The 14,798-nt window shown below is 47.6% G+C and carries 12 protein-coding genes and 1 pseudogene; 7 read left to right on the top strand and 6 right to left on the bottom strand.

The features are described from left to right. Positions 1-169: 169 nt before the first annotated feature. The 3 genes and pseudogenes from V6C93_RS31075 to V6C93_RS31065 all read right to left on the bottom strand — a co-directional run. Positions 170-772, bottom strand: coding sequence for a transposase (locus V6C93_RS31075; protein WP_349262889.1), 603 nt, complete (start codon positions 770-772; stop codon positions 170-172). Positions 773-875: 103 nt separating this feature from the next. Beyond that, positions 876-1,418 carry a helix-turn-helix domain-containing protein gene (locus V6C93_RS31070; RefSeq protein ID WP_333480544.1) on the bottom strand — a complete coding sequence of 181 codons (543 nt, stop codon included), beginning with the start codon at positions 1,416-1,418 and terminating at the stop codon, positions 876-878. Between the two features lie 107 nt (positions 1,419-1,525). Continuing rightward, a pseudogene (locus V6C93_RS31065) lies at positions 1,526-1,672 on the bottom strand (sensor histidine kinase); the annotation flags it as partial. Positions 1,673-1,874: 202 nt separating this feature from the next. On the opposite strand from V6C93_RS31065, the gene rimM reads away from it, so the two are divergent. Then, positions 1,875-2,513 (top strand): ribosome maturation factor RimM, encoded by a 639-nt coding sequence (gene rimM, locus V6C93_RS31060; protein WP_333480542.1) that lies wholly within the window; start codon positions 1,875-1,877, stop codon positions 2,511-2,513. 36 nt (positions 2,514-2,549) lie between these two features. On the opposite strand, the gene V6C93_RS31055 is transcribed toward rimM, so the two are convergent. Together V6C93_RS31055 and V6C93_RS31050 are read right to left on the bottom strand one after the other, a co-directional pair. Further along, on the bottom strand, positions 2,550-3,674 hold the full coding sequence (locus V6C93_RS31055; protein WP_333480541.1) for an RNA-guided endonuclease TnpB family protein: 1,125 nt from the start codon (positions 3,672-3,674) through the stop codon (positions 2,550-2,552). 371 nt (positions 3,675-4,045) lie between these two features. After that, positions 4,046-4,528, bottom strand: coding sequence for a hypothetical protein (locus V6C93_RS31050; protein ID WP_333480540.1), 483 nt, complete (start codon positions 4,526-4,528; stop codon positions 4,046-4,048). Positions 4,529-4,780: 252 nt separating this feature from the next. Between V6C93_RS31050 and V6C93_RS31045 the strand changes: the two genes are divergently transcribed. Then, on the top strand, positions 4,781-5,434 hold the full coding sequence (locus tag V6C93_RS31045) for a L,D-transpeptidase (RefSeq protein ID WP_333480539.1): 654 nt from the start codon (positions 4,781-4,783) through the stop codon (positions 5,432-5,434). Between the two features lie 386 nt (positions 5,435-5,820). Here V6C93_RS31045 and V6C93_RS31040 read toward each other — a convergent pair whose 3' ends face one another. Next, the gene (locus tag V6C93_RS31040) at positions 5,821-7,299 is read right to left on the bottom strand and encodes a leucyl aminopeptidase (protein ID WP_333480538.1); all 1,479 of its coding nucleotides are present in this window, start codon (positions 7,297-7,299) and stop codon (positions 5,821-5,823) included. A gap of 288 nt (positions 7,300-7,587) precedes the next feature. Between V6C93_RS31040 and V6C93_RS31035 the strand changes: the two genes are divergently transcribed. From V6C93_RS31035 to V6C93_RS31015, 5 genes are all read left to right on the top strand, one after another. Continuing rightward, positions 7,588-9,792 carry a transglycosylase SLT domain-containing protein gene (locus tag V6C93_RS31035; RefSeq protein ID WP_333480537.1) on the top strand — a complete coding sequence of 735 codons (2,205 nt, stop codon included), beginning with the start codon at positions 7,588-7,590 and terminating at the stop codon, positions 9,790-9,792. A gap of 66 nt (positions 9,793-9,858) precedes the next feature. Further along, positions 9,859-10,848 carry an iron ABC transporter permease gene (locus V6C93_RS31030; RefSeq protein ID WP_333480536.1) on the top strand — a complete coding sequence of 330 codons (990 nt, stop codon included), beginning with the start codon at positions 9,859-9,861 and terminating at the stop codon, positions 10,846-10,848. Between the two features lie 58 nt (positions 10,849-10,906). Further along, positions 10,907-12,784: a DUF4209 domain-containing protein gene (locus V6C93_RS31025; protein ID WP_333480535.1), complete on the top strand. Its 1,878-nt coding sequence runs from the start codon at positions 10,907-10,909 to the stop codon at positions 12,782-12,784. A gap of 144 nt (positions 12,785-12,928) precedes the next feature. Continuing rightward, positions 12,929-13,717, top strand: coding sequence for an ABC transporter ATP-binding protein (locus V6C93_RS31020; RefSeq protein ID WP_349262888.1), 789 nt, complete (start codon positions 12,929-12,931; stop codon positions 13,715-13,717). Between the two features lie 76 nt (positions 13,718-13,793). Continuing rightward, positions 13,794-14,675 (top strand): ABC transporter substrate-binding protein, encoded by an 882-nt coding sequence (locus tag V6C93_RS31015; RefSeq protein ID WP_333480533.1) that lies wholly within the window; start codon positions 13,794-13,796, stop codon positions 14,673-14,675. The last annotated feature ends 123 nt before the right edge of the window (positions 14,676-14,798 follow it).

Here is a 14,798-nt window from a genome sequence, read left to right as displayed (position 1 = left end):
ATGGCATATGCGAGCGGCTTTAGCCCCCATCCTGTTTGATGATGATGATAAAGCGAATGCCACTGTTGCTCGTACTTCTGTTGTTGCCCCCGCGCAACGCTCTGCCAAAGCTCGCCATAAAGCTGCTCACAAATTGACTAGACCAGCTCGGCAGAAATAACCCACCAGCCTAGCCCACCTTTGGGAAGCCGTTAAACTTCCATTCAAAGGGTTTAGCAAAAGTACGATTGTAGTAAGCAATAAAATCAAGGATTTTCTGCTTCAGGTCTTGGGTTGAGGTGAAATTACCTCGCTTGAGTAAGCGTCGCATCAAGATGCTAAACCAACATTCAATCTGATTGAGCCAGGAGGTGTGTTTAGGGATGTAGACAAAGCGAATGCGATGATTAGAATCAGATAGGAAAGCGGCACGAGTTGCCATCGACTTGAGAATACCGGTTTTCTGCTTGATACCCAGCTCAGTTTGGATACTACAATGTGCTGCTACCAGACGCACTAGCGATTCGGATTGATGAATGTTGAGTCGGTCAACAATAAAAATCCACCCAGCTTCTGGATCAGTATCGAGAGTTTGAGCGATATGATTCTTGAAGTCTTCTTCTGTACGAGTTGCACCAATAGTCGGGTTAAGCACCACTCCTTTAGCTACGTGCCAGTTAGCCAGCAGAGTTTGAGTCCCATGTCGGATGTACTCGAACTCGATACGCTCCACCCTTTTTGGTCGCATCGGTAAAGTTGGATGTATTCTTTCTAAAGCTTGAATGCCACTCATCTCATCCGTGCTGACCAAATGAATGCCTTGTGTCAATAATTCCAAGGCTTTTTTGTGAAGTTCACAGATATAGGTGAGTTGTTGTCTAAATTCAACAGGGTTGTCAGGATTGGCATTGAGCCAGTAACGGTGACGATGAGGTTGTAGAGTAGCTTCCTTTTAAAAAACGACCCACACTACGAGGTGAAATTGTTTCTACAATGCCACGTTTTATTGCTTCAGCCGCTAACTCGGTCGGAGTCCAGTGACTCACAGGGTATCCTGAGGCTTGAGGACTTTCACAGGCTAAAGCGACAATCTGCACCGCTTGTTCTGTGCTGAAGTACTTGCTTGTTCCCAGACGGGCGCGATCGCTTAATACATTGCTAATTAGCGCCATCAACTCTTGATCGCTGTTGTTTTGTGATTCTACAGTCGCCAGTTGAGGAGTAGCTGCTAGCCATCGCTCTCGCCACAAGCGCACTTGACCCCTGTCTAATTTCAACTCTGTTGTTAGCTGGCTATTAGAAACTCCGGCAGCCGCCCACAAGATTAACTGCGCTCGTCTGACGAGGCGATAAGAATTCGTAGTGCGACGCACAATCTGTTGGAGTAGAGCTTGCTGTCTGTCAGAGAGGATAATTTTTTCGGCTTGGGGGCTGGGCATGGGCTGAAAAAGCCAACTTTTTTGTAGGCTTAATGAGTTAGCTATTGAAAGTTTACCTCTGTTATCACCCCTTTTTAGGCTGGTGGGTTACTTCTGCCGAGCTGGTCTAGTGTGATGGGGATGGAATAATAGGCGATCGCAATCAGAGAATCAGACATGACATGGAGCCATACCAATTCTGGCTTCCAGAGAAAGCAATGCCCATGAGGGATAAACCCTCCTGAAGCAACAAGGTTTTTTAAAAGTTCCAATATAAAATCACCTCTTGAAAAGCTCTGAATGCATTGATGAGAAAGAATGGCTCTTAATGATGATGACTAAAAATTGCTCAGGTTCTCACTGCTGAGGAGCTCACTGTTAAAATATAGACCTTAAACTCTTCAATCGTCTCCCAGAACTCAAAAGTATGAGCTAGTCGCTAGAATTTAAAAGCTCACAGCTACATGCTTATAGAGAATGGATAATGAGGACTGGCTAGAAATTGGCAAGATTGTTGCACCGCAAGGATTAAAAGGAGAGTTGCGGGTTTATCCGAATTCGGATTTTCCAGAACGGTTTGAAGAACCCGGACAGCGCTTTCTGAAGCGACCGGGTGAGACTGAACCGCAACCTGTAGAATTGCTGGGTGGTCGTTATGTTCCGGGTAAAGGCTTATACGTCGTCAGATTGGCTGGCGTTGAAAATTGCGACCAGGCAGAAGCATTGCGAGATTCTGTTCTCTTTGTACCAGCTAGCGATCGCCCAGAGCTAGGAGAAGATGAATATCATGTGATCGACTTGCTCGATCTGGAGGTGTTTAATCAAGTTACGGGCGAATTACTAGGGGTCGTTGTCGATGTGATTCCCGCCGGGAACAGCCTGCTGGAAGTCAAGTTACACAAGCAACCGGAAGCAGCGCCAGCCAAGCCAGAAGCGGCACTTCCCACCCGAACCAGTAAGATACGCAAAGCCAAGCGCCCCAAAGAAAAGAAGCCAGTAACCGTTCTGATTCCCTTTGTCAAAGCGATCGCACCTGTTGTCGATCTTCAGCGAGGTCGGATTGAAATTACACCACCCCCTGGTTTGCTAGAGATTAATGACGATATCACGGATTGAGCCACTCCCACCGATTCAATCGGTGGAATTCAGGCATCAGACAGAGATTGCAGTCTGTGACTGTCTGACATCTCCTACGCCTAGGGTTGAACTCCCAACCATGCAGATATTTATGGCGGCGTTTTCATCCCTGTCGTTAACACAATGACAGGATGGACAGCGCCACCGCCTAACTGATAAATCCATTTCACCGAGAACATGACCGCAGCATGAACAGGTCTTGCTGGATGGATACCAAGGGTCAATGTAGATGACCTGCTTGCCCTTCTTTTTGGCTACCCATTCTAGAATCTGGAGGAAGTCACCTAAGGCCAAGTCATTAACCTTGCGTCCCCATAGACGTTGCATTCCTTTGAGATTTAGCGTCTCGAAGCACAGCACATCAAATTGGTCGGTCAACTTATGGGCAAGAATCCATTGCCAATCGCGTCTACGGTTAGCAATAGCCTCGTGACAGCGGACTAGATGCTTTCTTGCTGAAGAGCGGTTGTTCGACCCTTTCTGTTTTTGGGAGTGCTGTTTAGATGCTTTCCGGACTGTATTGAGAGATGTTTTTAGGAATAACGGCGACTCAATGCTGAACCCTTCCGAGCAAGTGAGAAACGTCTTCAACCCAAAATCAAATCCAGCTATTTTACCAGTCTCGAACGTGAGTTCTGGCGTTGAATATCCGTCTACAACAATGACCATAAACAACTCACCCAATGCCGTGCGCTTGATGGTCAGCGTCTTGACAGTTCCCTCTATCTCCCTAGAGTTCCAGTATTGATAGACTCGATTCCCTATCTTGACTCGATTCCCTCCTAAGAACTTGTATCCAGCCTGCTTAAGGGTGAATGACTTATATTTTTTAACTTTTTTGAATCCTGGCGGTCTGACTCCTTTTTTGTGGTGCTTGAAGAACAACTGGTAGGCTTTATCAATGCGCTGACAGATATCCTGCACAGCTTGAGAGCCTACCAGTTGCCAGAGAGAATTACGTTTCCGTAGCTTAGCAATATGCTTCTGAAGCCTCGCACAGTTCAAATATTTGCCCCACATTCGGTAGTACCGACGATGCAGAGCAATGCAATGGTTATAAATTAACCCAGCAGCATTGATTGACCGCTTGAGGTATTTATTCCGCTTGTGACTGTAGAGCTTGAACTTCAGTGTCTTCATGCTACCATTCTATCATTAATGGGTGTCCAATGGGTGGATAAATGGACAAAGAAAGACTTAGTTTGCGGATAACAGTCAGTAGGCTTGAGAAGTTAAGGCGAGTAGCAAAAAGCCGAGAAAAGACAATGACTCAGCTTGTTGAGGATTGGATTGATAAGCTCAAAGAAGAGGGGAAGACTGACGGCGCTTAAAAGCGCCAACGCTACATCCCACGCCTAAAGGACGTGGGCTTTGCTTGTTTCCCTGTAATTGCCTGGAATATAAGTAGAGGGACACGACTATGTCGTGCCCCCAGGCAAAGATAAAGCGAAACGAGCTGACGAGTTTAGTTTGGGTTTATTGCTGTGTTCCTGTAAAAAGGGCAGGCGACACTACCACCGTCCTAGCACAGGAGGCTTAGTGGTTGACTGTGGAGCAGGCTGTTCAACGCTAGGAGCTGATGTTGTATCAGGAGTCGTTGTATCAGTCGGGGCAGGTGTGGTTTGATTGATTGTCCTTTGCTGAATCGTTCGTTCTTGCCGACGAATGGTTGTATTGGTGCGGTTGGTATTGGTTGTATCGTTGGTAGTACCAGTACCGGGCGTAGTCGTTGTATTGGTAGGATTGGTATCTCTTAAATCGTTTGTGGGATTGGTAGTGGGTGAATCAATCGTATCTGTTGTCGTGTCGCGATTGGAAGGTGTCGTGTTGCGATTGGAAGGGCTTGTATTATTGCGATTAGTATCTGTTTGACTCAGCCGTTGTGCTGACCCAGCTTCCCCTAAAGGACGAGCGCTCGCCGGATATACTGACACTGCTGAAATTAACACGGACAGCATCACACCCGTTACAACTTCTAGGTTTTGAAGACGCATTATAACCTCACTTTCACAAGATTTGAGTAAAAACCAAGCTAACGCTGGAGTCTTAGTCGGCAAGACTCTTGATAGAGGTAAATTGACTTTCAAATCCTAACGGCTGTTATTTTGAGATTAATCTACCTAAATATATACATCCTTTGGATAGGGGTCATGCTGATTCAAATATCTGGCTTTTTGAAGACTAAAATTACTGAGGAAGTCCAGTTAAATAGGACACATTGGATTTTTCTCAAGCCAGCGTTTACCATGAAATACTTATCAGAAAAAATGGCACTAAAGATGAGGGATTTATCCCCTTCTCAAAGCGTCATATTGCTCTGTTTGAGTGCAGCCATTTTAATGCTCGGCGTTCAGCCGCAAGCCGGGGCTTCGGGCGTTCCAGCAGACAATCCCACAATCAATAAATCCCAGCCTGAAAGTCCCTCGCCTGTTGAAGAACCTCAAGTGCCCTCTCTGGGAGAGCCTTCTGTGTATCCTCCCTCAGAGGAAACTGACCTCAAAAGTACTATTGATAACACCTATTTGGTGATTAGGTTGAGCCAGCGCCGCGTGTATGTCTATCAAGACAATCAATTGAAAGTGAGTTACCCGATCGCAATTGGCAAGCCGGGATGGGAAACTCCTATCGGTCGTTATAAAGTACTTGATATGCAACGCAATCCAGCTTGGCAGAATCCCTTGAATGGTACCGTCATCCCTCCAGGGCCAGATAATCCCTTAGGTACTCGGTGGATTGCTTTTTGGACAGATGGACGTGACTTGATTGGATTGCATGGTACTCCTAACGAAGAGTCAGTGGGACAAGCCGTTTCCCACGGCTGCATCCGAATGCTTAATAAAGATGTCCTGGCGTTGTACACACTAGTCAAGATTGGTACACCAGTTACGGTGGAGCCTTGAGTAGTGAACAGTGAACAGTGAACAAAGAAACATTCCTGAGTGTGAGGCTCTCACTTTACTTTCGCGTCAACAGCTAACTGGCAACTGTTAACCCAAAACCATGAGCGTGGAACAACAGTGGTGCAATGCTCCATGCCCTTCCTCGTTTACTGATCACTAGACCTGTTTTGAAAGTCTCCTTTCATCCTGGAGTGTGAGCGTACCGCTCATGAACGTCTCTTGCATAAATCATGGGATGCCCCCTAAATCCCCCAATTCTGGGGGACTTTGAGGCTCTTCCCCAAAGTTGGGGGGTTAGAGGGGCGAAAATCGAATGAGAGCAAGAGGTCTACTGTTTGACTAGTTCACTGATGTTCTAGCTACACCCTCTTCTTGGGTCAAGTTATTCAAGCGTCGCTGAGTACCCAACTCACAAGGGTGCGAACTGGGAAACCCGTAGCACCAGCATTGTTGCAGCCGTCTTCTTTATCGGCCCAAACCGGGCCTGCAACATCTAAGTGTGCCCAAGGCGTTTCTTTGACAAACTGCTTCAAGAAGAGAGCGGCAGTAATGGAACCTCCCGCACGAGGTCCAGTGTTTTTCATGTCAGCAATGGGTGACTTCAAACCGTCGAAGTATTTGTCTTCCATCGGCATCTGCCAGAATTTTTCACCCGCTTGTTCTGCCGCCGCTTTCAACTGTGAAGCTACAGTATCATCGGTTGCCCACAGACCAGCGATATCATTGCCCAAGGCAATAATGCAAGCACCGGTCAGCGTGGCTAAATCAACGATCGCATCTACTCCTAACTTTTCAGCAAACACCAAGGCATCGGCTAGAGTTAGGCGTCCCTCCGCATCAGTATTGTTGACTTCAATCGTCTTACCGTTGGAGGCAGTAAGGATGTCACCTGGGTGCATCGCCGTCCCGCTAATCATGTTTTCCGTTGCTGCACTGATGAAGTGAACTTCAACATCTGGCTTCAATTGAGCGATCGCTTTCGCCGCACCCAATGTTGCAGCAGCACCACCCATATCCATCTTCATCGTCTCGATGCCGCTCCCTGCACCTTTGATGTTCAAGCCACCGGAATCAAAGGTAAGACCCTTACCCACAATTGCCAGTTTACGCTTCGCTGTACCTTGTGGCTTGTAGGTGAGATGAATAAACTTTGGGGGCATCTCTGACGCTTGAGCGACACCTAAAAAGGCACCCATCCCTAGCTTCTCACAGTCTTCCCGTTCTAAGACTTCGAGGGAAAGGCCATATTCCGATGCGATCGCCTCTGCGGTTTCAGCTAAGCTAATGGGCGTCACTACATTCGCCGGTGCTGCCACTAATTCCCGTGCCAGAATTACACCCGAACCAATAGCGTGAGCACGACTAATCGCCGCTTCCTGATTTCCCAGTCCTAGCAACTCAACCTGTTCTAGTTTGGCTCCTTTGTCTTCCGGTTCAGACTTGAAGCGATTATCCTGATGCAGGGCGAGTACAATGCCTTCAGTAATCGCTTGTGCTGTTGCCGCTGGGTCATCCTTAACTACAGGCAAACTAATGCCTAGAGTTTTGATTTTATGCTGTTTCGCCGTCCGTGCGATCGCTGCCCCTGCACGGCGTAAGCTATCTAAATTCAGGGCGTCTGGTTTCCCCAACCCCACCAGTATAATTTTACGAATTGAGCTACCGGCACCCACGCGTGTTACAGCACTACTACCAGCGCTTCCTTTAAATTCTGTTTCTTCAATCAGTTCCTTGAGTGTACCGCCAAGCTTCTCATCCAGTTGGGCTAAATCATCAGTTAGCGTTGTTGCCTCTTCAAATAACCCAACAGCTAGTGCATCGCCAGTCCACTCTAGGCGGGGTGTATCCGTTGCTCGAATGTCCATTCCTGGTTCTATCAATCAATATATATGTACCTAATCTTCAAGTATTGCTCAAAAACTCATAAAGGCTCACGATTCATACTCTCAGGCTGAGGAATCATCGATTGCAGCAACATTTGTCATCCATCAAAAGCAGACTGCCTTCCTGTCAGTCTGCCTAAAAGCAAGCTAAAATCTTCCACGTCGGGTTTTGGCGATTTGAGTCTGAACAGAGCGCCTACTCTCTGAATACTGAAATCAGCTCACGCAAAATAAAAAACGATTGTGCCAATTTTGGGCAAACGAGGGGTAATGCTAAAGGGACGAATCAACAAAATTCCTGTGGCGGTAGGGGCTGGACTACTACTATGCGCCCTGCTTGGCTCATCAATTGTAGCGCTGAAAATGACCGGTCTACTGGATCAATGGACTGGACGCGAACAGGCTCAAAATCAATTCAAACTCACTCCAAAACAGGAAAAATCCGAAGTTTTGCCGCTGGTGTCGCTGTCAGCTCAAGCGAGAGCATCAAAGCTAGAAGCGATTGCCTCTGGGTCAAAATCTCTCGACCAGCAACGGGCCCGTTATCTGTTAGCCTCGGATTTGATTGAGCAAAAACAGGGGGAAAAGGCACTCAAGTGGCTGGAAAGACTGGATACAGAATATCCCGTGTTGGCGTCCCAGATCGCCGTAAAACGCGCCCAAGCTTATGAATTGATGGGGGATAAAGCAAAAGCTCAGGCCGCTTGGAATGCTATCCTGACCAACTATCCGACTCAGCCAGTCGCAGCAGAAGCCTTGTCTGCATTGGGTCAATCCAATCCTGAGTACTGGAATCAGGCGATCGCAAAATTCCCGTCTCATCCCAGTACCCAAGAAATCATTCGCCAACGCTTGAGTAAGAACCCTAAGCAACCCGCTTTGTTGTTGAGCTTAGCCAAATCTAACCCTGAGGCGAAAGGGATGGGGGCAATTCGCGATCGCTTAGTCAACGAGTTTGCCGCTCAACTTAAGCCAGAAGATTGGGAAGCGATCGCTTTTGGCTACTGGGAAACAATGGAGTATGTCCAAGCTGCTAAAGCCTATGCCAAAGCACCTCGAACCCCTCTCAACGCTTATCGGGTGGGTCGCGGGTATCACCTCAGAGGCAAGAGAGCAGAAGCTAAAGTTGCCTATCAACAGTTACTCAAGGACTTTCCGGATGCCAAGGAAACTGGACTGGGATTACGGCGTCTCGCCAGTCTCTCCAAATCAGATGAGGCGCTGCCCTATCTCGATTTGGTGATCAAAAAGTTTCCGGATGAAGCACCTGAGGCGTTGCTGGCTAAAGCCGACATCCTAGAGGCGAAAGGAAGTACCACCTCCGCCACCCAAGCACGTCAATCGGTGTTGACCCAATATAAAACCTCAGATGCAGCAGCAGAGTATCGGTGGAAGGCTGCGAAGAAAATGGCAACGGCGGGCAAGTATAAAGAAGCATGGCAATGGGCACAACCGATTACTACTGACTCTCCGGATAGTGAACAGGCTCCGGAAGCCGCCTTTTGGGTGGGTCGGTGGGCGGCTCATCTGGGGCGTCAACAAGATGCAACAGCCGCATTTGAGCATGTATTAGGTCGCTATCCAGAATCCTTCTATGCGTGGCGATCGGCTCATTTGTTGGGCTGGAATGTGGGAGACTTTACCACCGTGCGAGACTTGAAACCAGAGATTGTACCCCCGCCAGTACGACCTACACCGCCCACTGGCTCGGCAGCCTTAAAAGAACTTTATCAGTTAGGACAGAATCAGAGTGCCTGGACACTCTGGCAGGTAGAATTCAAGAACCGACTTAAGTCTACGGTTGCTGAGCAATTTACGGATGGTTTGCTCAACGTAGGGATTGGTCAGCATCAAATCGGGATTAATAAAATTTGGAACCTCAGCCTACGAGATACACCCGAAGAGCGATCGCAGTGGCAACAATTGCGCCAAGAACCAGGATACTGGCAAGCTCTGTTTCCCCTACCTTTCCTAGAATCCATTATCAGTTGGTCTGGACAACGCCAACTTAATCCTTGCCTGGTTGCAGGTTTAATTCGACAAGAGTCTCGATTTGAACCGAAAATTCGCTCGGCTGCGGGTGCTAAAGGTTTGATGCAGGTGATGCCAGGAACCGGCACTTGGATTGCCCAGAAAATCCAGATCAAGGACTATAACCTGGAAAATCCCGATGACAACATTAAACTCGGCACTTGGTATCTCGACCACACCCACCAAGAGTACAGCAACAATTCTCTATTAGCGGTTGCCAGTTACAATGCTGGCCCTGGAAACGTGTCCAGCTGGATTAGTAAATATGGGTTCAGCGACCCGGATGCCTTTATTGAGGTGATTCCGTTTGGAGAAACCAAGGGTTATGTAGAGTCCGTTTTTGCCAATTATTGGAATTATCTACGACTCTACAATCCGGAGATTGCTCAGTTGCTCAGCAAATATTCTCCTGCTCAATCCGTTGTTTCACACCAGAAAAGTTGAATTTCTCAACCATAAACTAATCAGAGTTCTAAAATCCAAAATCCAAAATCCAAAATCCAGAAGGGTATGAGCTACCGAGTGTGGCAAGCTTGTTTGCTCTTAGGCGGCGGCTTGCTTTTGGCGGTTGGGATTTCTCTGTCTCAGGGTGCCGTTTACCTGAGTTTCTCCCAGTTGTGGCAGGCATTACTTCATCAAGGCGATCCGATTAATCAAACAATTCTCTGGGATCTGCGCTTGCCTCGAACGATCGCAGCCTTGATTGTGGGGGCGGCGTTAGGGATGTCGGGTGCATTGTTACAGGGGATGTTGCGGAATGGATTAGCCGATCCGTTTTTATTAGGAATTTCTGCGGGTGCTGGGTTGGTGGCTGTGGGGTTGGTGACTCTGGGGCTGTTTCAAGCGTGGTTACCCATAGCCGCTTGGGTCGGTGCTATCCTAACAACGATATTTGTCTATATCCTGGCTCGCACGAGTATCGGTGTTTCCGTGGAACGGTTGATTTTAGGGGGAGTTGCCGTTAGTTCCCTGTTTGGAGCGATTCAGTCAACCATGCTCCTGCTAGCTGATGATGGTCGAGTTCAAGCGGCTCTCAATTGGCTGATTGGTAGCCTCAATGGGCGAGGATGGCCAGAAGTAACAGTGGCTGGCCCTTATGTGTTGGTGGCACTGCTGGGCGGTTGTTTACTCGCTCGCTCCGTTAATATTTTGAATTTGGGCGATGAGTTGGCGGTGGGATTGGGATTTTCGTTGATGCGATCGCGCCTTTTAATTGGAGGAGTCGCTACCTTACTTGCCGCAGGGGCTGTGAGTGTCGGCGGATTAATTGGATTTGTGGGTTTAGTCGTACCTCATGGCGTGCGGCTACTGGTAGGTACAGACTACCGTTGGGTGCTGCCACTTTCTGCAATTGGGGGTGCCTTAGTCCTGTTGTTCGCGGATATTGTGTCCCGCTTGGGGGCGGTAGAGTTACCCGTGGGGGCGGTTACGGCACTTTTGGGATCGCCATTGTTTGTCTGGTTGCTTTCTCGGCGATCGGCGGCTTCTAGAAGTTCTTGACACTCCCACAACGTTAGATTTGGCATAGTAGGAGCATATAGGGAAGTAGCTTTAGACTATGCCATCACTGAATCCTCCTCTTACTAAAGACGATTTCATCAACTCTCGCTGGCAGGATGTGATTAACAGAGGTGAGAAAAAAGACTGTCTGACCTACAACAATGCTTTGTGGAAAAAGGCAGAGGAGGCAAAAGAAGCAGGGAACATCAGAGAACAAGCTGTCCTTGAGATTCTGGCATTCATAACTGGTGCTGCAATCAAGCCAGAGTCAACTGAGGAATTTTTTACTGACATTTTCCAGAACCTGACAGACGAACACCTGGACTTTCTTGCCGCAATTGCTCCTGACATATCAGATCCTGAACTTCAGGCACGAGTTGCAGATATTTTGTGGGTCAGACGACGTAACTATCGAATGGCTCAGCTAGCAGTGACGGCCTACTTACAATCTGCTACAGAACTAGAGAATTCTAAGAATTGGAATCAGTGTTTCAAACGGATTGAACGGGCACTTCGGCTAGCACGCAGAATTAAACATCACAGCGAAGTGGTTGTCACACAGATAGAGACATTTCTCGATTCCGGCACAGGAGAAGCTCCACTGTGGCTGCCAGCAAAGCTTATGGAGCTTTTGCAAGAATATCGACTCAGTGACCCGACGAAATATGCTGCTCTCGCTGAAAAAGCCGCAATCCTGGCAGAATCAGCACATGAGTGGGATAGGGCAAGAGCCTATTGGGAAATTAAAGCAAGATGGCATCTGATCGAGAAAGATGGGGCAAAGGAACGTGCAGCATGGATGCTGGCTGCCGAAACCTATGTTAAGCAAGCTGAAGATGCACTTCAGCGGAACCCTGCTCCCTATTTGACAGCATCACACTATCTACAGAAAGCCGTTGAAGCTTTCAGAAATATCCGAGGAACTAAGGAAGAAAAGGCAGCAGATAAAGCAAGAGCTGAAGAGGTCCACAAGCTCCTTATCCAGTATCAGGAGGAATCCTCAAAGGAATACATTACCTTTTCTCATGAAATCGATATCAGTAAGCAAGTAGAGCAAGCCAGAGCATACGTTAAAGGTAAAGAATTCCAGGATGCTCTCTTCGCGCTAGCTTTATTGGGTGCTTCACCTAAAATCTCTCGTCTCCGACAAAAGGTGCAGGATACGGTTTGGATGTCCGAGTTCATGCCAGTAGTCATGAAGAATGAGATGGGTAAGGTTGTGGCAAGTCAACCTAGCAATCCTGATGATGCAGAAGCAGCAACTCGTTTTGAAATGTACAGGCTGGCAGTTGAGTATCAAAGACTCCATGCCCAAGCATTTATTGAGCCTGCCAGATATCAGCTCAAGTTAGAACACTCTGTACGAGTCAATGACTTACTTCCAATCGTGTCACATAGCCCTTTCGTACCATCAGAGCGAGAATATTTATTTGCAAAGGGGCTTTACGCTGGACTAACTGGAGATTTCTTTACATCTACCCATATTCTGATTCCCCAAATCGAGAACTCTGTCCGTTATTTACTGGAGAAACGAGGCGCAATAACCTCTGGACTCGACGATAGGGGAATTCAAAATGAACACTATTTGACTTCTACCCTTTATCCTCGCAACTATCCAGAAATAACCTCGATTTTTGATGAGGACACGCTTTTTGACCTTCAGGGTTTATTAGTTGAGCATTCCGGCTCCAATCTGAGAAACCGCATGGCTCATGGTCTGATTAATGACGATGGCTTCTTAAGTCCTCTGATGTCTTACCTATGGTGGCTCACATTACGGCTATGTTGTTTGCCAATCTTGATATACCAACAGAAGGTTGAACAATCCGACCCGTGGGTCAAATTTACTGGTATGTTCAAAGACGATCCGCTCTTTGATGAGTTTGTAGAAGATATGGCTGCCTATCGACGTGAACTAGATGCTGAAGTCGCTTAAGAATTGCTGCGATCGCTCTAGCGAACCAAGTAGTTGTTGTTACACGCAATCACCAAGACTTTCACAAAGTTCCTGGTTTATCCCTTGAGGATTGGACTATTTAAGCGACAGTAATCATTGCCAGCAATACTCCCCCACTCGCTTATGCCCTTAGACGCTCAAAACCTTGTCGGTGGTTATGGCACTCAACCCATTATTCACGGCATTAACTTAGCCCTCCAATCAGGTGAGTGGCTTAGCCTAGTGGGTGCAAATGGTTCGGGCAAGTCCACATTACTCAAACTCCTCAGCCGTATCCTTGCACCGCAAAAGGGTACGGTAATTCTGGATGGGAAAGCCATTCACAACCAACCCGCTCAAGTCGTTGCTCAAAAACTGGCTATCCTGCCACAGCAACAAACAGTTCCCACTGGGTTAACCGTGCGGCAACTGGTGAGTTTGGGGCGAAGTCCTCATCAACTTTGGTGGCAGTGGGAATTAGATGCACAAGATCGGGCAAAAGTCGAGGAAGCGATCGCAGAAACGGGAATCGAATCCTTGAGCGATCGCCCCGTTGAACATCTCTCCGGCGGTGAACGACAACGCGCCTTCCTGGCATTGGCACTCGCACAAGCACCACAAGTGCTGCTGTTAGATGAACCCACCACTTATCTGGATATTCACTATCAGCTACAACTGCTGGAACTGCTCAAACGCCTCAATCAGAAGCGAGGACTATCGATTATCACAGTGCTACATGAGGTGAATTTAGCGGCACGGTATAGCGATCGCATCGCTATGCTCAAGCAAGGATGTCTTTGTGCGATCGGTACACCCACCGCAGTTCTCACCCCGGAAAATCTCGCCCAAGTTTTTGGCGTTGAAGTGATTGTTCTCCAAACGCCAGTGGGTGTGCAAATTTGTGCGATCGCCCCTTTTGGGGTTGAAAGTTGAAGGTTGGGAGGTTAGCGAGCTTCCTTACGATATTGATTTAGCAGTCTTAATACAGGGTTGAAACGAGGAGTTGTTTATGTTTCGTCGTTGGACTATGGCGATCGCCACAATTGTACTGAGCTTGGTTTTAATCGCGTGCCATGCTGCCACGAACCAGCCCACAGCCAACTCTACCCCCTCTAAAAAGGCAGCAGAACGAGTCGTCACCCTTACCTCTCTGTCCTCTGACATTGTCTACCAACTCAATAAAAGCAAACTCGTCGGCATCACAGGCAGTAAGTTATTTGATAAAGATGCCCGATTTCAAGGAATCACACAAGTGAGCAAAGGGCAAGCACCCCCCAACTTGGAGAAAATTGTTGCTCTCAAACCCGATCTCGTGGTTGGCAACAAAGACTTTCACGCTCAAGTCCTAGCAAAATTCAAAGATTTGGGCATTGCCACCCTTGCCACTAAAATTGATAAATGGGATGACCTCACAGACATTACTAAACAGCTAGCTCAAGCCATTAGTGCCGACCCTGCCCCACTGTTGAAACGTTACCAAACTTTTTTAGGAAAATCAGTGAGCAAAGCTCCATCAACGCTCGTGCTTGTGAGTCGTCAACCCATCCTGGCACCCAATAAAAACAGTTGGGCAGGAGACTTGCTCAGTAAATTTGGGGCAAAAAATGTCGTGGCCGACTTACAGAGTCAAAGTCCAACGGGTGGGTATGTCACCCTTTCCGCTGAAAAAATCCTACAGGCAAATCCAGATGTTCTGCTGGTTGTGGATACCGAGCAAACGAATGCGGAGCAGTTCAAATCCGAGCCTTTCTGGAATAAGTTAAAAGCCACTCAAAACAAGCAAGTCTATGTTTTTGACTATTATGGGTTGGTTAATCCGGGCAGTATTGACAAGATCGAAGAAGCTTGCACTCGATTGAGAGAGATACTCTCAGCCAAGGCGAAAGTCTAGAGGAGGTGGGGCGATTCACCGGATTGAGGATTTTGGCACTGACATAAGAGCCTTGAAATAAATTTCAGGCTCAGAGCTATGTCAAGCTAAAGCTTACTACATAAGCTTTTTAACCCGTTTTAA

The sequence above is a fragment of the Allocoleopsis sp. genome, assembly GCF_036703385.1.
Lineage (GTDB): Bacteria > Cyanobacteriota > Cyanobacteriia > Cyanobacteriales > Coleofasciculaceae > Allocoleopsis.
This window is presented reverse-complemented; position numbering and strand designations above follow the sequence as displayed.